Here is a 22,350-nt window from a genome sequence, read left to right as displayed (position 1 = left end):
CCACGCAAGCAAGCACAAACCCACATTTTCCCACATGCTCGCCGCCGAACGCCATCGCAGCATTCTCACCAAGGCCCGCGAGTCCGGAATTGTCCGGACCGGCGAGCTTGCGCGTGAATTCGGCGTCGCAGAGGAAACGATCCGGCGGGATCTCGATCTGCTCTCCAAGCGCGGTCACCTCTCCCGCACTCACGGCGGCGCCCTCGATGCCGCATCGGCGCTCACCGAGCTCTCCCAGAACGAGCGCGAGACGCTCCAGCTGCACGAGAAGAGCAGGATCGCGACCCTCGCCGCGGGTCTCGTCCAATCCGGCGAGACGGTCCTGCTCGATGCCAGTTCCAGCGCGCTCGAGCTTGCTGCCAAGCTCCCGTCCGAGATCAAGGTGGTCACCTATTCGCTATCAGTCATCGAGCGTCTGGCGAGCCGGACCGATCTCGAACTCCTCCAACTCGGAGGGACCTACGAACCCCGCGGCCGACGTTTCTCCGGCATGCTCACCGAGAATGCGGTTCTCTCATTGCGCATCGACCGCTTTTTCTTCTCGGGACGCGGCTTCGATCTCCAGCACGGCATCAGTGAACCGAACCCCGACCAGGCACGGCTCAAGACCCTGATGCTGCGCCACGCCGGTTGGTCGTGTGCGCTGATCGACCACACCAAGCTCGGCCTGCGCAGCGACTACAACTTCGCCCGCCCCGGCGACTTCGACAGCCTCGTGACCGATCCGAAATCGAAAGCCTTTTTCCGCGGCAAAACCCGATCGCTTCCCTTCAAGCTCATCGTCTAGACTTCCCGAGACAACCCATGAACGTCTTCCTCGCTATCGACCTCGGCGCCGGCTCCGGCCGCGTGATCGCCGGAGAAACCGACAACAAGGACCTCCGCCTTGAGGAGATCCACCGCTTCGACAACCCCGGCACCGATCTTCCCGGCGGATCCTTCTGGAACCTCGTCGGACTCTTCCGCGACATCCAGGAAGGACTGCGCATCGCCCAGTCCCGCTACGGCAAGCGGATCGTCGCGATCGGGATCGATACATGGGGCTGCGACTTCGGACTGCTCGATGCCCACGGCCGGTTGCTCGGCCTGCCCCACCAGTACCGTGATCCCCGCCACGAGGGCATGGCCGAGGCGATGGAGAAGCTGATGCCCGAGGCTGAGGTTTACCGCCACACCGGGATCACCTCGAACTTCTACAACAGCTCGCTGCACCTCCTCGCGGAGAAGAAGATCGACTCCCCCGCCCTCGCGGCCGCCACCGATCTGCTTTTCGTGCCCGACATCCTCGCCTACTGGCTTTGCGGTAAGAAAGCGGTCGAGCGGACCGTCGCCTCGACCTCGCAGCTTCTGGACCCCGGCACCGGCGACTGGTCCTGGGACGTGATCGACGCGCTCGGCCTCCCGAGAGATATCTTCGGGGAAATCGTTGCACCCGGAACCGTGCTCGGTCCGTTGCGGACGGAGGTAGCGCGCGTCACCGGCTTGGAAGGCGTTCCGGTGGTCGCCTCCGCCTCCCATGATACGGCATCCGCCGTAGCAGGGATTCCGATGGAGGGCGATGACCGCCTGTGGCTGTCGTCAGGTACTTGGTCCATCATGGGACTCGAGACCGCCGAACCGATCCGCACCGATGAAGCCCTCGCCGCCCGCTGCTGCAATGAGCTCGGCGTCGATGGCAGCGTGCGATTCCTCAAGAACATCGCCGGGCTCTGGCTGATTCAGGAATGCCGTCGCCAATGGGCGATCGAGGGTGAGGAACTCGGCTATGCCGAACTTGCGCGACTCGCCGGCGAAGCCGACCCGCTGACCGCCTTCATCGATCCCGACGATCCGATCTTCGCAGCCCCCGGCGACATGCCAGGCCGCATCCGCGACTACTGTGCGAAGACCGGGCAGACGGTCCCCGAAACCAAAGGCCGTATCCTGCGGGTCGCGACCGAATCGCTGGCGCTGAAGTACCGCGTCGTGCTCGAGCGCTTCCGCTCGCTGTCCGGCAAGTCTTTCGACCGGCTTCACGCCGGCGGCGGCGGTATCCAGAACACCTTCCTCGCCCAGTCGACTGCCGACGCGGCGGGAATCGAAGTCGTTGCCGGCCCGGTCGAGGCCACCTCGTGCGGCAATCTCATCGTCCAGATGATCGCCACCGGCCACCTGCCCGACCTCGCGGCCGGCCGGAAGCTCATCCGCGACTCGTTCGAGTTCCAAACCTACACGCCACGCGACACCGCGACTTGGGACGAAGCCTACGAACGCTTCCGCAAGCTTCTCTGACGCGCGGACGTCAGAATTTGAACAGCCCGCCCTTTTTGCCTCCCACCGCGGTCGCGCCGACGATCGCGATCCCGAGGAAGACCATGGCCCACACCCCGAGGGCGGCGGCAAGTTCGTGGCCGTTCCCCAGAGTGCTGAGCAGCGTATAGATCGCCTTGGTGATCGGATAATGCTGCGCCTGCTGGGCAAGGATCAGGCTGTCACTGACTTCCAGCATGGCGAAGGCGAAGGCGAGGATGGCGCCCGCCGCGACATTGGCGCCGATCAGTGGAATCGAGATCCGTCGCAAGGTGCGCCACGAGCCAGCGCCAAGCGAGCGAGCCGCTTCTTCCATAGCCGGATTGCTCTGCTGAAGCCCGGCAACCGCGGCACGGACCACGTAGGGAAGCCGCCGGACCGCGTAGGCGATGATCAGCAGCAGCGCGGGACTTCCACCGACACCGACGAGGAAATGAAGAGGCTTCCCTTCCTGGGACAGCGCCAGATATCCGAAGGCGAGCACCAGGCCCGGCACCGCGAGCGGCAGCATCACCAAGGCATCGAGGAGGTTGCGTCCACGGATATCGCTTCGCACGACCACCCACGCGATCGCCAGTCCGACGATCACGGCGATAAGCGTCGCGAAGCCGGAATAGATCAGGCTGTTCTCGATCGAAGGCACCACCAGCGGATCCCCCAACGCTTCCGCGAAGTGGCGCAACGTCCACTCGATCGGAGCGACGGAATCATACCAGTCCTCGGAGAGAGCCAGCATCACGACCCCCGCATGCGGAATCGAAGCGATCGCGAAGACACCGGCGAAAAGCATCGTGCAACCGAGGGAATTGAGACCGCGCAGCTTCACCTCGGCATCGCGTCCCTTCGGACGTGGCTGCGCTCCCGAGGTCGATCGTCCGAAAAGGAATTTGGTCAGTCCGAAGACCAACGCCGAGATGATCAGAATCACCGCGACCAGCGCATACGGCGCGGGATTCCCTCCGAGATCCTTGATCCCGTGGAAGACCTGCACCGGCGCAACCCGGCTGTAGTTGAAGACCAACGGCACGCCGAGTTCGGTGAACGACCAGATGAACACGATCGACGATCCGGCAAAGATGCCGGGCATCGCCAGCGGCAGTGTGACCCGGAACAGACGCCTCATCGGTGGGCAGCCGAGATTCTCCGCGGCCTGCTCCATCGCCGGATCCAGATTCGCCAGAGAGGCGACAATGTTCATGTAGAGAATCGGATACAGATGGAGCGCGTTCATCAGCACGATGCCCCAGAACCGCCCCTCCGCCAGCCAGTCGATCCGGTGCGCGGGATCCATCAGCCCCATCTCGATCAGCAGGGCGTTGAGTGAGCCCGTCACGCTGAGGATATGGGTCACTCCGATCGCTCCGACGAAGGGAGGCAGAACGAGCGGCACAAGAATCAGCGCGCCAAGGATGCGCCTACCGAAGAAATCATAGCGATGCGAGATCAGTGCCAGCGGGAAGGCGATTAGCAATGTGACGAAGGTGCTCGTCACCCCGAGCAGCAGCGCGTTCCACAGCCCCTCGACGTAGACCGGGTTGCGGAAGACCTCACCGACAAACGCCAGCGTGAATCCGCCATCAGGCTTGCGGAACGCCTCACCCACCACCGACAGCGCGGGGTAGATGAAGAAGAAGGCGAAGAGGACGCTGACACCCAGAGTCACCCCGATGGCGGCACGCCGGTTCATGGCGTGCCCCCCTTCCCGTTTGCGGCCGCTTCGTACTGGGCGGCGAAGCGTTTCGAGAGGTCGGTCATGGCGCGCGACACTTCCAGTGGGTCGTCGCGCTCAAGCATCGGAACGAGCCCGTCCATCACCTCCGCATAGCCGAGCCCTTCCGTTCCGAAGATCGGCGCCGGGTCACCCCGACCCTCGACTGCCAGCTTCTTCCACGCGTGCTTGAGCTCATCGTGCGGATCCATGCACATCGCCCGGAAAATGACCCGCAGGGCGTCGAACGCCTTTCCCGTCAGCTCCGGCTGATACACGAACTCGCCCGTCCGCTCGTATGGCAACGCGCCGGGATCGGTGAAGTTCTTCAGGTTCGCCGGCGTGTAGAGATCGCGTCGCACCGGGAGACGTCGCAACGAACGGCTCTTCGGACCACCTTCGACACCCGGCTTCAGATTCCACAGGAGCTGTCCTTCCTCACTCAGGCAGAAGCGCACGAACTCCTGGGCGATCTCCATGTTCGGAGCGCCGCGGAAAACCGCGATCGAATCGACACTGACCGAGGTGCCTCCGACCGGCGAGACCCAGTGGAGGCGGCTGCTGCCGTCGCGACGCCTGACCGCGTCCTCGAATGACCGTCCGTAGAAATCGATGCACGTCCCCGCGGCGGCGTCGCCCATCGCCACATCCAGCGGGATTTTGCTCGCGGAGTCGGTGAAATACCGGGCATTCGCACCAAGCCGCTGCAACAGGTTCATGCCTCGACGCCACCCCTCCTCGCGGGCGGCCGGCGAGTCGCCCCGCTCGCGGATCACATCCTGCATCTGCTCCTGGACCAGCATCTCGAAGGCCTGCGTCACCGAACTGCTCTTCGTCGGATCCGCCAAAGCCAAACGCCCGAAGTACGACGGATCCCCGAGATCCGACCAGCGTTGCGGCGGTGGCACGTCGATCCAGCGGATCGCGTCCCGGTTGTAGACGATCCCGAATTGCGACACGCAAACCCCGACCCAGCGGTGGCCCGGATCATGGTAGGTCTCGCCGGAGAAACCCGGCGGGATCCGATTTTCACCGAACCACTCCGGCTCGGTTTCGAACACCTCAAGCTTTGCCAATCGGCCGAGCTTCGCCTGATCAATGAAGTCCTTGGTGCCCCCGCCGAAGAAGATGTCGAACTCGGTGCCCTCCTTGCCGAGATCTTCCGCCGCGCCGAAGGCGCCGCTGATGAGCTTCTTGATCTCCCCGCCACCGCCGGGAGCACGCCAGTCGATGAAGATCGTCCGCCCCGTCTTGTTCTGCCAGTGCGTCGCGAACGCTTCGCCGAACTCGGATCGGATCGAATCGTTGTGAGGGGTGATGATCACCACCCGGTCGTCACCGGATCCTGCCTGCGCGACCTCGGTGTCACGACGCAGCACAAGCGGTGCTGCGATCACAAGGACCAACAGAACGAGGACCGGCAGAAGGCGCTTCCACATGGCTCAACTCCTCATCACAACCACATCCTCGTGGCTTGCGCCGAGCGTGACCGTCGCGTCACCCGGCTCCCTCACCACCATCGGATTCAACTCGACCACCTGCTGGCGGCCGACCTTGGTCCGGATCACATACTGAATCCTCTGACCGAGATAGCTGCGTTCGACAATCTCTCCGGTGGCTCCGTTGCCACCCTGTACGCCGCCGATCCGCCAGGCCTCAGGCCGGACCGACAGGACGGCCTCATCGCCGCTCCGTGGCGTCCACTCCGGATCGGTCATGCGCCCGACCATCGCTCCGAGACCGGTCTCAACCTTGGCGAATCCGGCCCGACACTCGACCACCTTGCCGCGGATCAGGTTGGTCTCGCCAATGAAACCGGCCACAAACGAGGTGAGCGGAGTCCGGTAAACTTCCTGCGGCGTTCCAAGCTGCTCGATTCGCCCGGCATTGAGAACCGCCATTCGATCGGCCATCGCGAGCGCCTCTTCCTGATCGTGGGTCACGTAAACCGCGGTCAGTCCGCCCTCCTTGACGATGCGGCGGATCTCGCGGCGCATCTCGATCCTCAACTTGGCGTCGAGATTGGAGAGTGGTTCATCGAGCAGAAGACATTTCGGACGCACCACCAGTGCCCGGGCCAGAGCGACCCGCTGCTGCTGACCACCCGACAACTGATCGACCCCTCGATCATCCATACCCGCGAGATGCACCAGACGCAGCGCCTCCTCGACCCGCTCCCGGATCTCGTCCTTCGGCACCTTTCGCTCCTCCAATCCGAAGGCAACATTGCGCCCGACGCTCAGGTGCGGCCAAAGCGCATAGCTTTGGAAGACCATCGCAGCCTCCCGCTTGTGCGAAGGCAACCGGGTCACATCACGATCTCCGAACCAGATCGCTCCTGACGTCGGTTCCTCCAGACCGGCGATGCATCTCAGCAGCGTCGTCTTCCCGCAACCGGAGGCACCGAGCAGGAAAAACAGTTCCCCGGCCCCGACTTCGACATCAACGCCGTCGAGCGCCGTGACATCCCCGAAGCGCTTGACGATATTCTCGGCGCGAATGGCTTCCATGGCTCGCTGCCATGCTTGTCGAGACGCTCGGTCTGGCAAGCCCGCATCTGATCGAAAAAAGGAACGGATTCGTCAAAGATTCGCTTGCCAACCCCTGCGTTCGTCCATAAATCCGCCGCCCACGATTTTCAAAACCTTGCTCGGGTGGCGGAATTGGTAGACGCGCATGACTAAGGATCATGTCCCGAAAGGGGTGGGGGTTCGATTCCCCCCTCGAGCACCATCCATTTGAACGACGCCCCGCAGTTCCGGCTGCGGGGCGTCGCTCGTTTCGGAGGATCCGTATGGCAAAACGCCGCGTCCCCGATCGGGAAACGCGGCGTGGGACAGACGGCCGGAACGACCGTGATCAGGACATCAGAAGTAGGCGACGTCGTCCGACTTCGAGTAGAACTCGCCCTTCTCGCCGTCTTTCCCGTAGGACCACATGGCGTAGCGCTCGAAGCGAGGCTTCTTGTCCTTCCACTCGCCGAGACCGAAGGTGTGCAAAATCTTGTCGTATCGACCATCGTTGTCCTCCTCGCGGTAGGCCGGCGTATTGATGGCGAACATGATCTCGTTGCCCCACAGGTCGTAGAACTTGCCATCCTTGGCACCGACGCCGCCCCGGTTGTCGTCAACGATCTCGACCGCGATGTACTGGTTTTCCCGCGGATTGATCTCGCGTGCGCTGAAGATTTCGTCCGTGCCGGTCTCGTAGGTGTCGTTTTCACCGAGCAGCGCGCCGATGATGATTTCACTGCCGAACTCGCCCTCAGGATTGCCGTAAACGGTATCGGTCCCGGTATCCAGCCGGCTCTGGGGAACAGGCGGACGTTTGTAGTCGAGCGAGTAGGCTTCCATACCGGTGCTTACATCGCGCATTTGCTGCATAACCGTCACTTTCTGCCCCTTCAGCAAAGCGCGCTGGCTGAACATGAAGGCGAGGGTCGCGAGGGCGGCCACGATGACGATGACGACAAGGAGTTCAATCAGGGTAAAACCCCGGTGGTGCGTTTTTACAGTCATTGTTTGAGGAAAATAGTACGCCTGAAGCGGCACGGGTCCAGTGCACATTCCGGGCCAATCGGCTGGCCCCGGAGAATCCGGAGTTCCGGCGCGAAAAAAAATCGATTTCCCCCTAAGATCCCCCGCGCAGCAGCGTTGTTTCGCCAAGTCGGAGCCCTTTCCCGCCGCCATTTTTTCGACTGGTCAAGGCCGGGAGCCGACCTACCTTTTCCCTACCCGTAATACACAGCATCCATGAGCCTTCACGCCCAACTCAGCCCCGAAGCCCAAGCCCGTTTGCAGGCCCAGCGGCGGGCCTCCACCGTTTCATCGATCGTCATTTCCCTGCTGGTGATCGTGCTGATCGGTCTGATCCTGGCCTTCATCTTCTTGCCCCCTCTCCTGAAGGAGACCCCGCAGATCGTCAGCTACTCGTCGTCGGTCAATGACGACCAGAAACTCGAAGCGAAGAAGCTGACCAACAGCGTCGAGCGCAAGCCCTCGGCTCCGTCCTCCTCGATGGCCAAGGTGATCGCTGCCAACACCACCTCGCCGACCGCGGTGCCGGTTCCCGAGGTGGACGTGCCGGAACCGTCGACCGACTTCGGTGATGGCGACGACTTCGGTGACGGTTGGGGATCCGGCGGTGATGGCGGTGGCGGCGGCGGCTTCGGCAACATTCCCGCAACCATGCGCAAGCGGTGCTCGAAGGAGGACCGGATGCAACGGCTTCTGGAGAATGGCGGCACCGAGAAGTGCGAGGACGCTGTGGTCAAGGGACTCGACTGGCTCCAATCGACCCAGAATGCCGATGGCTCGTGGTCCGGCGGAAACACCGCCGCCATGACCGGATTCGCGGTCCTCGCTTTCCTCGGCCACTGCGAGACGCCGCTTTCGGAGAAGTACGGAGACACCGTGCTCAAGGGCATGACGTGGCTCGTCAACCTCGGCATGAAGCAGAACGGCCGCCTGACCACCGGCGCCGAACCGAACCCGCAGCCTTACGAGCACGCGATCGCAACCTACGCGCTCGGCGAGTCGAGCACCTTCTGCAAGCAGCTCAACATCAACGTCCCGAATCTCTTCGAGGTGACCCAGAAGGCCGGACAATACATCATCGACAACCAGCACAAGTCCGGTGGCTGGGACTACGGCTACAAGGAGGACAGCGCCCGGGGCGGTGACCTTTCGGTGGCCGCTTGGCAAATTCAGGCGCTGAAGGCCTGCAAGCACACCGGCCTCGACTTCCGCAACATGAAGGGCTGCGTCAACAAGGCCCTCGACTACGTGGAGGAGTGTCAGAAATCCAACGGTGGATTCGGCTACAGCCCGAAGGGCGGTGCCCACAGCCCGAACGGTTACCACACCCTGACCGGTGCCGGCATGCTCTCCTTCCAAATGTGGGACAAGGCCTCGGTCGGCGCCGTCCGGAAGGGTGCGAAGTACGTAACCGAGGAATCCAAGTTCGACTACGACACTGCCGACTCCGACCTTTATGGTCACTACTATGAAGCCCAAGCCATGATCGCCCGCGGCGGCGAGCAGTGGGAGAAGTACAACGCGATGTTCCGCGACGAACTCCTCGACAACCAGAACGGTGATGGCTCGTGGAAGGCTCCCGGTGGCGGCCAGAAGATCAACGGCGTCGCCACCAGCTACGTCGGCAACGCCCACTACCGCACCTGCCTCGCGATCTTCATGCTGGAAGTTTACTACCGCTTCCTCCCGGGCACCGGCGCCGGCGTGAAATAATCGTAACCCTCTCCACAAAAGCGGCGGATTCCGGCAGGAACCGCCGCTTTTTTCGTCCCCGGAGCCCGTTCTCATCGGCCCGCCGAGCCGAATTCATCAATTGTCGCGATTTGCCCTCGCCTACCGCACGGATCCCGCCTACTGCGCCACCCGACATGAGCGCCACTCAACTTGAGCAACTCAAAGGGTTCACGACCGTCGTCGCCGATACGGGCGATTTCGAGTCGATGAAAGACTACCAACCCCAGGACGCGACCACCAACCCGTCGCTGATCCTCGCGGCCGCCGGACAGGACGAATACCGACACCTCGTCGAAAAGGCCGTCGCCGAAATCAAGGACTCCGGCCCGACCGGTGACGCGCTCGTCGAGGCCATCATCGACCGCATTCTCATCCTCTTCGGCCTCGAGATCCTCAAGATCGTTCCCGGCCGCGTCTCGACCGAAGTCGATGCCCGGCTGTCTTTCGACACCGACGGCACCATCGCCAAGGCCCGCCAACTCATCGCCGCCTACGAAACCGAAGGCATTTCCCGCGACCGGATCCTGATCAAGATCGCCTCCACTTGGGAAGGCATCAAGGCCGCCGAGATCCTCGAGAAGGAAGGCATCCACTGCAACCTGACTTTGCTCTTCTCCTTCGCCCAGGCCGTCGCCTGCGCCGAAGCCGGCGTCCAGCTGATCTCGCCCTTCGTCGGCCGGATCCTCGACTGGTACAAGGCCAGCACCGGCAAGGACTACGAGGGCGCCGACGATCCGGGCGTCCAGTCGGTTCGCGCGATCTACAGCTACTACAAGAAGTTCGGCTACAACACCGAGGTGATGGGCGCATCGTTCCGCAACACCGGCGAAATCATCGCCCTTGCCGGATGCGACCTGCTGACGATCAGCCCCAAGCTCCTCAAGGAACTCCAGGACTCGACCGAAACGATCGAGCGCGTGCTCTCCCCGGAGGCCGCCGCTTCGGCCGACCTCGAAAAGGTCAGCTTCGACGAGAAGAGCTTCCGCTTCGCCCTCAACGAGGACGCGATGGCCACCGAGAAGACCGCGCAGGGCATCCGCGCGTTCTCGGCCGACATCGTGAAACTCGAGAAGCTGGTCGCTTCGATGCTCTGATCGAAGACCCTCCCGACTTCCAGAATTCCCAAGCCGGAGCCTCGTGCTCCGGCTTTTTGCTGTTCACCGGCCCCCATTTGGCACCAACGTCAGCCCCATGAACCTGCTGCGCGCTCTGACTCTCGGGCTCGCCCTGCTCACCAGCCTCCCTGCCCTTGCCGGCGGCAAGAAGCAACAGATGGCGGGCATCGCGTTCCACATCGAAACCAACCCGGGCAACAACCCGAACATGGTCTTCGAGCAATTCGTCGCCGGTGAGCAACGGGTCTTCGGCCGCGTCCCGGAAATCAGCGCCAAGGACATTGAGGCGTTCAATCCGTTTCCCTCACAGGACGGCCAGGGCTACGGCGTGCTGCTCAAGCTGAAGCGCAACGCCTCCAACCGCCTCGCCGCGCTCACCGCCGACAACGTCGGCCGCTGGATGCTGGCGCGGGTGAACGGCCGCATCGTCGATGCCGTGATCATCGACCAGCAGATCGGCGACGGCGAACTGGTGATCTGGAAGGGCCTCTCACTCGCCGAGATCCAGGGCATGGACAAGAAACTCCCGCGCATCGGCGAAAAGAAACCCCGCGGCTGAACCGGCATGCTTCGATCCGCTCTCTCCTTCCTCCTCGCAAGCGCCATCGCCCACGGCGCGCCCACCGACTGGCAACTCCCGACCGAGAACCGCCACCTGCTGACCGGCCAACCCGAGAAGTTCTACATGTATGTCGACCGCACCTTCGAAGGCGAGCGGTCGACACCATGGCAAGGCGGCGCATGGGGACTGGTCCGCAATCCGATCCGCGTCGGCGGCAAGATCGAATACCTCCGCTTTCACGAGGGAATCGACATCGCGCCGATCAAACGCGATGCCGCCGGCAACCCGCTTGACCTTGTCATGAGCGTTTCCGACGGCCGCGTCGTCCACGTGAGCGATGTCGCCGGCCGCTCGAACTACGGTTGCTACATCGTCGTTGAGCATCCGGTCGATGCCGAGGGCCATGTCGTCCACAGCCTTTACGCCCACCTCTCGACCTGCAGCGTGAAACCGGGCGATGCGGTGAAGACCGGCTCGGTGCTCGGACGGCTCGGCTACACCGGCGCCGGCATCAACCGCACCCGCGCCCACGTCCATCTCGAGCTCGGCCTGATGATGAGCAACCGCTTCGACGGCTGGATGCGCCAGTACTCCGGCGGCACCAACCACCACGGCAACTACAACGGCATGAACCTGATCGGCATGGACGTCGCGCGGTTCTTCGTCGAGCGGCAGAAGAACCCGTCGCTGACCGTGCCCGAGTTCGTGCGTCACAGCCCCGCCTACTTCAAGGTCACCGTCCCGCGCAGAGGCACGCTCGAGTTCGCCACCCGCCACCCGTGGCTGGTCTACGGCGACCTCGCCACCAACAGCCCGTCGTGGGAGATCGCCTTCACGGCCACCGGGCTGCCGACGGGCATCGCGGTCAGCAAGCGCAAGGTCGACGCCCCGATCGTCTCGGCCGTCCGCAGCTCGGACACCGCCCACCGCTACCTGACCCGCGGGCTGCTGAGCGGCGAAGGCAGCTCCGCCACCCTGTCGACCAACGGCAAGAAGCTCGTCGCCCTGATCACCGGCGACTTTCCCGACCCGTGAGAAACTTGAAACTTTAAACTTCAAATCCCAGCGGCTGGACTTGCTCCGTCGCCCGTCGCCTCGGGCATCAGAATTTGAAATTTAAAGTTTAAGCCTTTCATGGACCAGACCCTTGCCAAGCTCGAAGCCCTCGGCCACACGCTGCCCGAGGTCCCCGCACCCGTCGCCGCCTATGTCAACTGCGTCCGCAGCGGCAACCTGCTGTTCCTCTCCGGCGGCCTGCCGATCGATGGCGAACGCAAGATCATCGGCAAGGTTCCGACCGACGTTTCCCCCGAGAAAGCCGCCGAAGGCGCACGGATCATCATGCTCAACCGGCTCGCCGTGATCCGCGACGAGATCGGCTCTCTCGACAAGGTGAAGCAGATCATCGCGCTCAACGGCTTCGTCAATTCCGAGCCCGACTTCTATGGCCACCCGCAGGTCGTCAATGGCGCCTCCGAGTTCCTCATCGAAGTCTTCGGCGAACGCGGCAAGCACAGCCGCACCGCCCTCGGCGCCGCCGCACTGCCTCTCAATGTTGCGGTCGAGATCAACATGACGGTCGAGGTCGAGGACTGACACCGGGACGCGTCGCGCTATAAATAGCGGAGGCCCATGGCCCTCATCGACGCCCACAACCATCTCCATCAGCTGCCGGATCCCGACGCCGCGATCGCGGCCATGAAGGACGCCGGGATCTCCGGCTGCGTGGTCAACGGCACGTCGGAGGACGACTGGTCTGACGTCGCCTCGCTCGCCGAGCGGCACCCGGACTTCGTCCACCCCGCCTTCGGCCTGCATCCATGGCATGCCCACCGGCGGACTCCCGGGTGGCTCGAAAAGCTGCGCTCTTTCCTCGACCGCTTTCCCCACGCATCGATTGGGGAATGCGGCCTCGACCGTTGGGTCGATGAACCTGCACTTGAAGAACAGCGCGCGGTTTTCCTCCCGCAAATCGCACTCGCCCGCGAGCGGAACCTGCCGCTGACCATCCACGCGCTCAAAGCCTGGGGACCGCTGCTTGAGGCCCTGAGCGACGAAGCCCCACCCGAAGGTGGCTTCCTGCTCCACTCCTTCGGCGGCACTCCGGAACTCGTTTGCCAGTTCGCCCGGTTCGGCGCCCGCTTCTCATTCTCCGGGCATTTCCTTCATCCGCGAAAATCCAAGGTGCTCGACGCCTTCCGGACGGTGCCCGTCGACCGGCTGCTTCTCGAGACCGACGCTCCTTCGATGGCACCGCCCGCGGAGTTCATCACCCACCCGCTCCCTGACGGCCAGAACCACCCGGCCAACCTCGCCGCGATCGCACGGGAACTCGCCCTGCGGTTCGACGAGCCGTTTGAAGAGTTCGCTGCACGCTGCACGGAAAACACCCGCCAATTCTTCCGTCTGCATTAAGTGTTCACTTGAACATTTAGAGATCCCCTTCAGACTGTCCCTCGGATCCCATGCCGAGCGAGACCGTCAACGCCCTGCGGAAACAACTCCGCGAGAAATTCCCCGCCGCCCATCGCAAGCAAGGCGGCGAGCCTGAGCATTCCCCCTCTCCCGAGGCACCAGCCGCCTCCTTTCCCCTCGCTCTCAGGAACTTCCCCCGGGGCGCCATCAGCGAGATCTCCCCATCGCATCCGGCCTGCGGCATTTCACTACTCGTCGCCGCTCTGGTCTCCGAGGAACCGGAGCACGGTCGCGACACCCCGCTGGTCCTCGTCGATGCCCGCGACGGCTTCGACCCCGCCTCTTTCACTCCCGAGGAATGCGCGCGCCTGCTGTGGCTCCGCTGTCGCGAGACCCAGGATGCCTTCAAGGCCGCCGACCTGCTGCTGCGCGACGGCAATCTGCCGTCCGTGCTGCTCGATCTCTCGTCGCTACCCTCCCGGGAACTCCGGCGCATCCCGCTGTCATCATGGCACCGGCTCCGCCAGCTGGCGGAAACCAGCGACGTCAGCCTGATCGCGCTCACCCCCGTCCCGCTCGTTCCCGGTGCCACCCTGCGCCTGCAACTCACCCGCTCTCTCTCCCTCACAAGCCTGCTCCTGCCGCGCTCCGAAGCGATCGATTCCCTCCACCTCGAAACCACCCGCGCCCTCCACCAATCCCGCACCGCCTGAACCCGCTTGTTTCTCGCCTTCCATCTTCCGGCCCTGCCGCTCGAAGCGCTTCTCCGTCACCACCCGGAGAAGCGTCAGCACCCCTGTGCCGTTCTCGCCGCCCACGGCAGCGATCGCGACAAGTCGACGGTCGACTTTCTCAACCGTCCCGCCGCCGCAGCCGGCGTGCATCCCGGCTTCTCACTCGTCCGCACCCTCGCCCGCTGCCCCCGGATCCATTTCTTCGATCGCGATCCGGATCTCGAAGCCCGTGCACTCCACGACCTGCTGACCCTCGCGGAGTCGATCACACCCGACTTCGAACTCACCGCACCCGACACCTTTCTTCTCGATCTCTCCGGCGCACCCGACGCCCGCGATCTCGAGAATCTAAAGCCCAGAATTCCCGCCTTCGGCCTGCCCATCCATCTGGCCACTGCCGCCACACCCGATCTCGCCCATCTCTTCTCCCTCCATCCCGCGAGCAGCCATGTCCTCGTCTTCCGCGGACCCGAGTCACGCTGGAAACCTCCCGCCGCTTCTCCAGAGACCGGGCTTCACCCGCTCCAACTCCTGCCGCTTTCCCTCATCCAGAACCTTCCCCGTTCGGAACCCGGAGCCGCGCGCCTGGAACTTCTCCACCAATGGGGCCTGCAGTCCCTCGCCGATCTCGCCCGGCTTCCCCGACAGGCACTCGCCGAACGCCTCGGCCCCGAGACCGGCCACCTCCACGACCTGCTGCACGGAAAAACCCATCGTCTCCTGCATCTCTTCCGCCCCGCCGAGTCGATCTCCACGCACTTCCACTTCGAGCACCCGGTCGATCGCTGCGAACCCCTGCTATTCATCATCCGGCGCGCCCTCCACACCCTCTGCTCCCGACTCCTTTCCCGTCACCACGCCGCCAGCGAGATCGACCTCCAACTCGAAACCCAACCGCCCCACCGTCACCGGATCCGCCTACCCGAACCATCCGCATCCGTGGAAATCCTCATCCGCCCGCTCGCGACCCATCTCGATCATCTCCAGCTTCCTAGCCCGGCCGAAGGCCTCACTCTCACGCTCACCCCCTGCGCGCCGCACGCCGGCCAGCACGAACTGTTCGACCGCGGCATCCGTCACCCCCACCGCCTTGCCGACACCCTCACCCGCCTCGCCGCCCTCCTCGGAGACCGCCACGTCGGCTTTCCCGTTCCCGCCTTCACCCACAAGCCCGACACTTTCCACCTCCAACCCGCCCACGAGCGGCTCTTTGGGAACATCGAACATCGAACATCGAACGACCAACGTCGAAGTATTCCGAGGCAGTCCGATTCCGGGAGTTCGACGTTCGCTGTTGAACGTTCGACGTTCGACGTTCCCCTTGTGCGTTTCCGTCCGCCTATCCCCATCGCCGTGGCGTGGGAAAAGAACGGCCGCCATCCCCACCCGCTCGCGCTCCTCACCGGTCCGCACCGCGGCCGCATCGCCAAGCACCACGGCCCCTTTCCTCTATCCGGGGATTGGTGGCAACCCGAGCGTCATTGGCAGCACCTCGAGTGGGACATCGAACTCGAGAGCCGCCACCTGCTGCGACTCATCCATACCCCGCCGGACCAGTGGCATCTCCACGGCAGCTACCCCTGAACGCCGTCCACAAGGTTTCGTAGTTTCTCTTTCAGCGGGCACATCCGTCATCGTCGCAAAGCGACGCACTTCATCACCTCCGTGTTCGTCGAACTCAACGCCCGCTCCGCCTTCTCCTTCCTCCACGGCGCCAGCCTGCCGGAAGCGATGGTCACCCGTGCCGCCGAACTCGGCTACCCCGCCATCGCCATCACTGACCACCTCGGTTTCCAAGGCTCCCCACGCGCCCACGCCACCGCCAAGGAACACGGCATCCGGGCCCTCGTCGGCACCACGCTGGAGCTGCCAAGTTCCAACATCATCGCCCTCGCCGCCAACCGCACCGGCTACGCCCAGCTCTGCCAACATCTCACCAAACACCTCCGCACCTCCCCCGAAAGGAGCGCCGGTTATGAAACCGGCACCCTCTCCCCCCGGCGCCACGCGCCGTACTCCCTCACTCGCCACTTCTCCCGCGGATCGGTCCTCATCCTCACCGGCGACCGCGACGCCCACCTCTGCCGCCTTCTCGCCCGCAACCGGAAACAGGAAGCCCTCGGCTTCGCACAACACCTCATCGACCGCTTCGGACGGCAGAACGTCCACATCCAGATCACCCGCCATCACCTGCGCGACGACGCCCGGATCAACCGCCTGCTCATCGATCTCGCCCGTCACCTGAAACTCCCGCTGGTCGCCAGCAACGCGCCTCTCCACGCCACACGCGCCGACCGCCTGCTGTGCGACGCCTTCACCTGCCTGCGCCACCACACCACGCTCGACCAAGCCGGCGCCCTGCTCGCACCGAACGGCGAGCGACATCTCAAGACGCCGCGGCAAATGCGCGAACTCTTCGCCGACCTGCCCGAGGCCGTCGACAACACCCTGCGGCTCGCCGAGCGCATCGAGTTCACCTTGGAGAACCTCGGTTACCGTTTCCCCGACGCCCGTGACGCCAGCGGCCAACCATTGAGCATCGGCGAGCAGTCGACCCGCCTCCGCCGCCTGACCTACGAAGGCGCCTTCCGCCGCTACGGCACCCTCCGTAGAAAGGTGAAGCGGCAATTGGAACACGAACTCGCGTTGATTCACCGACTCGGTTTCCCCGGCTACTTCCTCATCGTCCATGACATCATGGACTTCGCCAAAGCCCACAGCATCTTCTGCCAGGGCCGTGGATCCGCCGCCAACTCCGCCGTCTGTTACGCCCTCGGCATCACCAATGTCGACCCGGTCGGCGGCGGATTGCTCTTCGAACGCTTCCTGTCCGAGAACCGCCGCTCGTGGCCGGACATCGATATCGACTTCCCCTCCGGCGACCGCCGCGAACTCGTCATTCAGCACGTCTTCGAGAAATACGGAGCCAGCGGTGCCGCGATGACCGCCAACGTCATCACCTACCGCCCCCGCTCCGCCTTCCGCGAAATTTCCAAGGTTCTCGGATTTCCCCCGCAGATCGCCGACCGCTTTTCCGACCTCTGTTCCTCACCAAAAGTCCACGACGAAAGAGACGGGAACACCGAGCATCGGGATACCTCCGACAACACTTCGGCCCCTGTCACAGGCGGCGTGGAAACCTACTACCCCAAGTCCAAGGTCCTCGACTTCCAAGCCACCGTCGAATCCGCCGGAATCCCCGCTACCCACCCGCGCTTCGGCGCGCTCATGCACCTCTACCATTCCGTTCTCGCCATGCCCCGCCACCTCGGCCAGCACTCGGGCGGGATGATCATCTGCGACCGCGGTCTCGACCGGATCGTCCCGCTCCAACCCGCCACCATGCCCGGGCGCACGATCGTCCAGTGGGACAAGGACGACTGCGAGGACCTCGGCATCGTCAAGGTCGACCTCCTCGGACTCGGCATGCTCGCCGCGCTCGAGGACTCGCTGTCCATCTGCGCGGAACGCGGACATCCGGTCGATCCCGCCCTGATCCCCAAGGACGACCCCGCCGTCTTCGACATGCTTTGCCGGGCCGACACCATCGGCACCTTCCAGGTCGAGTCGCGCGCCCAGATGGCCACCCTGCCAATCATGCGTCCGAAGACCTTCTACGACCTCGCCATCGAGGTCGCCATCATCCGCCCCGGTCCGATCGTCGGCGATCTCGTCCACCCTTACCTCAACCGCCGCAACGGCCGCGAGAAGATCGACTGCATCCATCCCGATCTCGAACCCATCCTCGGCCGCACCCTCGGAGTACCGCTGTTTCAGGAACAGGTCCTGAGAATGGCCATGACGCTCGCCGGTTTCGACGGATCCGAGGCCGACGAACTCCGGCGCGCCATGGCTTTCAAGCGCTCCGACGAACGCATGGAAGCGATTGGCTGCAAGCTCGACCACCGCATGAGCGCCCGCGGCATTCCCACCGAAGCCCGCCACAAGGTCATCCAGTCGATCGGCTCGTTCGCCCTCTACGGTTTCCCCGAAAGCCACGCCATCTCCTTCGCCCTCATCGCCTACCTCTCGTGCTGGATGAAGGCCCACCACCCTGCCGAGTTCTATTGCGGGCTGATCAACAACCAGCCGATGGGCTTCTACTCAGTCAACACCCTGCTGCAGGACGCCAAACGCCACCGCGTCCGGTGCCGGCCGGTTTCGGTCGTCCACAGCAACCGCGAGACCCTCGTCCTCGACGACCGCCACCTCCGGCTCGGCCTCGACCGCCTCAAGGGACTTTCCCGAAGAGCCGCCGAACGGCTCGTTCAGGAGAGAAACCATCACGCCTTCATCTCCCTCCCCGACTTCCTCCACCGCGTCCGACCCAACCCCAAGGAGCGCCGCCTTCTGGCCGCCAGCGGCGCCCTCAACGACCTTCCCTCGGTCGCCCACCGCCGCGACGCCCTCTGGCAATCCGAGCTCCCCTTGTTCGAAGAGGGAGACCTCTTCGAACAAGTTCCAAATCTCCAGAAGACTCCGCCCTCGGAGGTTCGTAGTTCCCCCTTCAGGGGGCATCTTTCTTCCCGTCGCGAAGCGACACACGAATCCCAACCCTCAATCCTGCCCCCCATGTCCGACGCCGAACGCCTGGCGACCGATCTCGCTCTCACCGGCGCCACCACCGGCCCCCACCCGATGGAGTTGTGGAGGAAAAACCTTCTTCAGAAGACTTCAGCGTTCGATGCCGAACGTTCGACGTTCGACATTCCGCTCACGGCCACGGAACTCCAGCATCACCCGCACGGCACTCCCGTGAGCGTGGCCGGCATGGTCATCTGCCGCCAGCGACCCGGCACCGCCAAGGGTCACTGCTTCATCTCCCTCGAAGACGAAACCGGCATCGCCAACCTGTTCGTCCCCCGCGACACCTTCCACCGCTTCCGGCTTCTCATTACCACCGAACGCTTCCTCCTCGTCGAAGGTCGCCTGCAGATCTCCGAAGGCGACCAACCGACCGTTTACACCAACGGAATTACGCCTCTTCCGAATATCGATGCCTCCCATGCCGCGGCGTCCCACGACTTCAGATAATCACCCTTCCCGGTGAACGGGCTTGTCAAACCCGATATGCCCGATCAGCAAGCAGCATGCTGTTCAGACATCTTCTGCCGACTCTTCTCTTCCCCGTCTTCTGCCTTGCCGATGATTCTGCTCCGTTGGCCGGGGAAACCGAGGCCACACCCGAAGAACTCCAAGCCGGTTACGAGGCTTACATCAACCACCTCATCGGCGAAGACCCCTACCTCACCGGCGACGTCGAACTCCCGGGCGGCATGGCGCAGCTCCACCTTCCTTCGGGCTACCGGTTCCTACCGGCCGACGGAGCCAAGAAAGTGATCGTCGACCTCTGGGGCAATCCTCCAGGCAGCGCCGAGGACGCGCTCGGATTGGTGCTCCCGGAGGGCCAGAGCCTGGAGAACACCGACTCATGGGCGATCGTGGTCGAGTTCACCGACGACGGCTATGTTGCCGACGATGACGCGGACGAGATCGACTACGACGAACTCCTCGAAACCCTGCAGGAAGGGGCCAACCAATCCAACTCCGCCCGCATTGCCGAAGGCTACGAGACGATCGACATTGTCGGCTGGGCGGTCCCGCCCCACTACGACAAGGAGAACAAGGTACTCCACTGGGCCAAGGAACTGAAATTCGGCGGAACGGATGAGAACACCGTCAACTACGACGTCCGTGTCCTCGGCCGCCGCGGAGTCCTCAACATGCAGGGCGTGGCCGCCATTTCCTCGGTTCCCGCGATTCGCGAGGCTGCTCCGCAGATCGTCGGCATGGTCGAGTACCTGCCCGGCCACCGCTATGCCGATTTCGACCCCGAAACCGACAAGAAGTCGGACATGTCGCTCGCGGGCCTCGTGGTCGGCGGCGCCGTCGCGGCAAAGCTCGCAGCCAAGGCGGGCATCTTCGCCAAGCTGGGAATCATCCTCGCCAAGGGATGGAAGCTCATCCTGATCGGCGCGATCGCACTCGGCGCCGTGGGCAAGAAGATCTTCGCAAAGAACGCCGCCTGAGCACCCGCCGGGAAAGGCCGCGTGATCTTACTCAGCGAGTTCCTCGAGCGTCAGCCCGCGGAACTCGACCTTCATCTCGACACCGGGATGGACCTGCAGGCCGATCGGCCCCTTGTCGCGGGCCGTGTCGGAATCGTAGTTCATAACCTCCTTGCCGTTCAGCGTCACGGCGTAGTGATTGCCCTTGGCGACGATCCGCATCGAGTTCCACTCGCCTTCCTTGAGGAGTTCTTTCACGCCCTCGGCCTCGACCGGATAGCCGCGCTTGCTGCCGATGTAGGGCGAAGCGGTCATGTCGCGCTTCAATGACCCGCTGATCCCGATCTGGATCTGCTCGTTCATGTGCCGCAGGAACACCCCCGAGTCAATGTGACCGGAGAAGCGGAACTCGAGATCGAGCGCGAAATCGGTGAAGTCCTTCTTGGTCCAGAGGATCGAGTTTTTCTTCTTCTCGTCGCTCTGCCCGGTCACCACGCCGTCGACCACCTTCCAGTAGTCGGCTCCCTGGATCTTCCATCCATCGAGCGACTTGCCGTCGAACAACGGCACCGGTTCGGCATTCGCCAGCCCGGAGGCCAGCACGAGCAATGCTGCAAAACTTTTCATCCCCATGCTTACGCGCGGGCCGCACTCGGTGTATCGGCCGATTTTGTCGCCAGAACCCCGCGCCTTTGGAGGAACAGGTCGATGCTGTCGACAATGGCGATCCACGATGCCTCGATGATGTTCTCGGAGACGCCGACCGTCCCCCAGCTGTGCTCCCCGTCGCTTGAGACGACGAGCACCCGGGTCTTGGCGGCGGTGTTGTCGTGGCCGTCGATGATCCGGACCTTGTAGTCGGTCAGGGAGACTTCCTCGATCTCCGGATAAAACGGGAGCAGCGCCTTGCGCAGCGCCTTGTCGAGGGCGTTCACCACACCGTGACCTTCGGCGACCGTGTATTCACCGACGTCGCCGACATAGAGCTTCACCGTCGCCTCGCAGACCGGCTGGTGGCCGTCGCGATACAGCCGGTAGGAGGTGTGGAATTCCTTCAGGTCGAACGGCTTCTCGTAGGAACCGAGCTCACGCCGGATCAACAGCTCGAGCGAGCCGCCCGCGGCTTCGAACGAATACCCGGCATTCTCCATTTCCTTCACCCGGGTCAGCACCGACTTCGCTTCGTCCGATCCCTTCTCAAGCTTGAGTCCGAGTTCCTCGGCCTTGATCAGGATGTTCGACTGGCCACTGAGTTCGGAAACGAGGATCTGCTGCGAGTTGCCCACGCGCTGCGGCTCGATGTGCTCGTAGCTGCGCGCGAGTTTCTGCACCGCATTGACGTGCATGCCCCCCTTGTGGGCGAATGCCGTCCGTCCGACGAAAGGAGCCCGAGCAAAGTGCGGGTTGTTCGAGACGTCGTCGACGAAGTAGGACAGCGCCTGAAGACCCTCGAGAGCGGGAATCACTTCGAGCCCCATCTTGAGTTGGAGGATCGGAATGACCGACGTCAGGTTGCAGTTGCCCGTCCGTTCGCCGTAACCGTTGACCGTGCCCTGAACCTGGATCCCGCCGGCACGGACGGCTGCCACCGCATTGGCGACTCCGAGTTCGCAGTCGTTGTGGGTGTGGATACCGAACGGAGTGCCGGGAATCCTCTCCTTCACCTTCGTGCAAATCTCGAGAACCTCCTCGGGCAGGGTGCCGCCATTCGTATCACACAGGACCAGAACATCGGCACCACCTTCCGCCGCGGCTTCCAGGGTCGCGAGCGCGTGCTCGGGCGAATCCTTGTATCCATCGAAGAAGTGCTCGGCGTCGTAGACCACCTCACGATCATTCTCCTTCAGGTAGCGCACGGTGTCGCGGATCATCGCTTGGTTCTCCTCCACCGTGGTCCGGAGGACTTCCGTCACGTGCAGTTCCCAGCTCTTGCCGAAAATCGTCACCACCGGCGTCGAAGCCTCAAGCAACAGCCGCACCTGCGGATCCTCTTCCACCGCAAGATCCGCCCGACGGGTCGATCCGAACGCCGCGAGCTTGGCGTGTTTGAGATCGAGCTTCGACGCCTCCCGGAAGAACTCGATATCTTTCGGGTTCGACCCCGGCCATCCGCCCTCGATGTAGTCGATCCCGAACCGGTCGAGGCGTTCGGCAATTCGCAACTTGTCGAGCATCGACAGCTGGAATCCTTCGCCCTGGGTGCCGTCGCGGAGCGTCGTATCGTAAAGAAAGACTGGTTTCATGGGATC

At 63.6% G+C, this 22,350-nt stretch carries 18 protein-coding genes and 1 tRNA gene; 13 read left to right on the top strand and 6 right to left on the bottom strand.

Going from position 1 to position 22,350, the window contains the following annotated elements; genetic code table 11:
* Window positions 1-34 precede the first annotated feature (34 nt).
* Window positions 35-787 carry a DeoR/GlpR family DNA-binding transcription regulator gene (locus tag HAHE_RS19215; protein WP_338686755.1) on the top strand — a complete coding sequence of 251 codons (753 nt, stop codon included), beginning with the start codon at window positions 35-37 and terminating at the stop codon, window positions 785-787.
* A 17-nt stretch (window positions 788-804) separates the two neighbouring features.
* Complete coding sequence (locus tag HAHE_RS19210; protein ID WP_338686753.1) at window positions 805-2,271, top strand: rhamnulokinase family protein; 1,467 nt, start codon at window positions 805-807, stop codon at window positions 2,269-2,271.
* Between the two features lie 10 nt (window positions 2,272-2,281).
* Here the strand turns inward: HAHE_RS19210 and HAHE_RS19205 are convergent, their stop codons facing one another.
* The 3 genes from HAHE_RS19205 to HAHE_RS19195 are packed head-to-tail and all read right to left on the bottom strand — an operon-like array spanning window position 2,282 to window position 6,507.
* The gene (locus HAHE_RS19205) at window positions 2,282-3,976 is read right to left on the bottom strand and encodes an iron ABC transporter permease (RefSeq protein WP_338686752.1); all 1,695 of its coding nucleotides are present in this window, start codon (window positions 3,974-3,976) and stop codon (window positions 2,282-2,284) included.
* Window positions 3,973-5,436 (bottom strand): ABC transporter substrate-binding protein, encoded by a 1,464-nt coding sequence (locus HAHE_RS19200; protein ID WP_338686750.1) that lies wholly within the window; start codon window positions 5,434-5,436, stop codon window positions 3,973-3,975. The genes HAHE_RS19205 and HAHE_RS19200 overlap by 4 nt, the downstream gene beginning before the upstream one ends.
* Before the next feature lie 3 nt (window positions 5,437-5,439).
* Window positions 5,440-6,507: an ABC transporter ATP-binding protein gene (locus HAHE_RS19195; RefSeq protein WP_338686748.1), complete on the bottom strand. Its 1,068-nt coding sequence runs from the start codon at window positions 6,505-6,507 to the stop codon at window positions 5,440-5,442.
* Between the two features lie 138 nt (window positions 6,508-6,645).
* On the opposite strand from HAHE_RS19195, the gene HAHE_RS19190 reads away from it, so the two are divergent.
* Window positions 6,646-6,730: transfer RNA gene (locus HAHE_RS19190), tRNA-Leu, on the top strand.
* Between the two features lie 134 nt (window positions 6,731-6,864).
* Here the strand turns inward: HAHE_RS19190 and HAHE_RS19185 are convergent.
* A complete protein-coding gene (locus HAHE_RS19185) occupies window positions 6,865-7,515 on the bottom strand; it encodes a type II secretion system protein (RefSeq protein WP_338686746.1) in 651 nt (216 codons plus the stop codon).
* Window positions 7,516-7,749: 234 nt separating this feature from the next.
* On the opposite strand from HAHE_RS19185, the gene HAHE_RS19180 reads away from it, so the two are divergent.
* From HAHE_RS19180 to HAHE_RS19135, 10 genes are all read left to right on the top strand, one after another.
* The gene (locus HAHE_RS19180; RefSeq protein WP_338686744.1) at window positions 7,750-9,246 is read left to right on the top strand and encodes a prenyltransferase/squalene oxidase repeat-containing protein; all 1,497 of its coding nucleotides are present in this window, start codon (window positions 7,750-7,752) and stop codon (window positions 9,244-9,246) included.
* A gap of 155 nt (window positions 9,247-9,401) precedes the next feature.
* Entirely contained in the window at window positions 9,402-10,361 is a 960-nt protein-coding gene (gene tal / locus HAHE_RS19175; RefSeq protein WP_338686742.1) for a transaldolase, read from the top strand.
* Window positions 10,362-10,458: 97 nt separating this feature from the next.
* Window positions 10,459-10,941, top strand: a complete 483-nt coding sequence (locus HAHE_RS19170) for a hypothetical protein (RefSeq protein WP_338686740.1) — start codon at window positions 10,459-10,461, stop codon at window positions 10,939-10,941.
* A 6-nt stretch (window positions 10,942-10,947) separates the two neighbouring features.
* A complete protein-coding gene (locus tag HAHE_RS19165) occupies window positions 10,948-11,979 on the top strand; it encodes a M23 family metallopeptidase (RefSeq protein WP_338686738.1) in 1,032 nt (343 codons plus the stop codon).
* A 99-nt stretch (window positions 11,980-12,078) separates the two neighbouring features.
* Window positions 12,079-12,540: a RidA family protein gene (locus HAHE_RS19160; protein ID WP_338686736.1), complete on the top strand. Its 462-nt coding sequence runs from the start codon at window positions 12,079-12,081 to the stop codon at window positions 12,538-12,540.
* 36 nt (window positions 12,541-12,576) lie between these two features.
* Window positions 12,577-13,359 (top strand): TatD family hydrolase, encoded by a 783-nt coding sequence (locus HAHE_RS19155; RefSeq protein ID WP_338686735.1) that lies wholly within the window; start codon window positions 12,577-12,579, stop codon window positions 13,357-13,359.
* A 50-nt stretch (window positions 13,360-13,409) separates the two neighbouring features.
* The gene (locus tag HAHE_RS19150) at window positions 13,410-14,072 is read left to right on the top strand and encodes a hypothetical protein (RefSeq protein WP_338686734.1); all 663 of its coding nucleotides are present in this window, start codon (window positions 13,410-13,412) and stop codon (window positions 14,070-14,072) included.
* A 6-nt stretch (window positions 14,073-14,078) separates the two neighbouring features.
* Window positions 14,079-15,677 (top strand): DNA polymerase Y family protein, encoded by a 1,599-nt coding sequence (locus HAHE_RS19145; protein ID WP_338686733.1) that lies wholly within the window; start codon window positions 14,079-14,081, stop codon window positions 15,675-15,677.
* An 81-nt stretch (window positions 15,678-15,758) separates the two neighbouring features.
* Window positions 15,759-19,127, top strand: coding sequence for a DNA polymerase III subunit alpha (locus HAHE_RS19140; RefSeq protein WP_338686732.1), 3,369 nt, complete (start codon window positions 15,759-15,761; stop codon window positions 19,125-19,127).
* Window positions 19,128-19,183: 56 nt separating this feature from the next.
* Window positions 19,184-20,122, top strand: a complete 939-nt coding sequence (locus tag HAHE_RS19135) for a DUF2167 domain-containing protein (protein WP_338686731.1) — start codon at window positions 19,184-19,186, stop codon at window positions 20,120-20,122.
* Between the two features lie 27 nt (window positions 20,123-20,149).
* Here HAHE_RS19135 and HAHE_RS19130 read toward each other — a convergent pair whose 3' ends face one another.
* Window positions 20,150-20,728, bottom strand: a complete 579-nt coding sequence (locus HAHE_RS19130) for a DUF1080 domain-containing protein (protein WP_338686730.1) — start codon at window positions 20,726-20,728, stop codon at window positions 20,150-20,152.
* An 8-nt stretch (window positions 20,729-20,736) separates the two neighbouring features.
* Entirely contained in the window at window positions 20,737-22,344 is a 1,608-nt protein-coding gene (cimA, locus tag HAHE_RS19125) for a citramalate synthase (protein WP_338686729.1), read from the bottom strand.
* Window positions 22,345-22,350: the final 6 nt, after the last annotated feature.

Origin of the sequence: Haloferula helveola, assembly GCF_037076345.1 — a bacterium.
Classification (GTDB): domain Bacteria; phylum Verrucomicrobiota; class Verrucomicrobiia; order Verrucomicrobiales; family Akkermansiaceae; genus Haloferula; species Haloferula helveola.
Note: the sequence above shows the minus strand (reverse complement) of the source record. Positions and strands in the feature narration are given on the sequence as shown.

Bases quoted from the DNA above. Each gene is read 5' to 3' on its own strand.
- HAHE_RS19215 (WP_338686755.1), top strand. From the start codon at position 35: ATGCTCGCCGCCGAACGCCATCGCAGCATTCTCACCAAGGCCCGCGAG.
- HAHE_RS19210 (WP_338686753.1), top strand. From the start codon at position 805: ATGAACGTCTTCCTCGCTATCGACCTCGGCGCCGGCTCCGGCCGCGTG.
- HAHE_RS19205 (WP_338686752.1), bottom strand. From the start codon at position 3,976: ATGAACCGGCGTGCCGCCATCGGGGTGACTCTGGGTGTCAGCGTCCTC.
- HAHE_RS19200 (WP_338686750.1), bottom strand. From the start codon at position 5,436: ATGTGGAAGCGCCTTCTGCCGGTCCTCGTTCTGTTGGTCCTTGTGATC.
- HAHE_RS19195 (WP_338686748.1), bottom strand. From the start codon at position 6,507: ATGGAAGCCATTCGCGCCGAGAATATCGTCAAGCGCTTCGGGGATGTC.
- HAHE_RS19185 (WP_338686746.1), bottom strand. From the start codon at position 7,515: ATGACTGTAAAAACGCACCACCGGGGTTTTACCCTGATTGAACTCCTT.
- HAHE_RS19180 (WP_338686744.1), top strand. From the start codon at position 7,750: ATGAGCCTTCACGCCCAACTCAGCCCCGAAGCCCAAGCCCGTTTGCAG.
- tal (WP_338686742.1), top strand. From the start codon at position 9,402: ATGAGCGCCACTCAACTTGAGCAACTCAAAGGGTTCACGACCGTCGTC.
- HAHE_RS19170 (WP_338686740.1), top strand. From the start codon at position 10,459: ATGAACCTGCTGCGCGCTCTGACTCTCGGGCTCGCCCTGCTCACCAGC.
- HAHE_RS19165 (WP_338686738.1), top strand. From the start codon at position 10,948: ATGCTTCGATCCGCTCTCTCCTTCCTCCTCGCAAGCGCCATCGCCCAC.
- HAHE_RS19160 (WP_338686736.1), top strand. From the start codon at position 12,079: ATGGACCAGACCCTTGCCAAGCTCGAAGCCCTCGGCCACACGCTGCCC.
- HAHE_RS19155 (WP_338686735.1), top strand. From the start codon at position 12,577: ATGGCCCTCATCGACGCCCACAACCATCTCCATCAGCTGCCGGATCCC.
- HAHE_RS19150 (WP_338686734.1), top strand. From the start codon at position 13,410: ATGCCGAGCGAGACCGTCAACGCCCTGCGGAAACAACTCCGCGAGAAA.
- HAHE_RS19135 (WP_338686731.1), top strand. From the start codon at position 19,184: ATGCTGTTCAGACATCTTCTGCCGACTCTTCTCTTCCCCGTCTTCTGC.
- HAHE_RS19130 (WP_338686730.1), bottom strand. From the start codon at position 20,728: ATGAAAAGTTTTGCAGCATTGCTCGTGCTGGCCTCCGGGCTGGCGAAT.
- cimA (WP_338686729.1), bottom strand. From the start codon at position 22,344: ATGAAACCAGTCTTTCTTTACGATACGACGCTCCGCGACGGCACCCAG.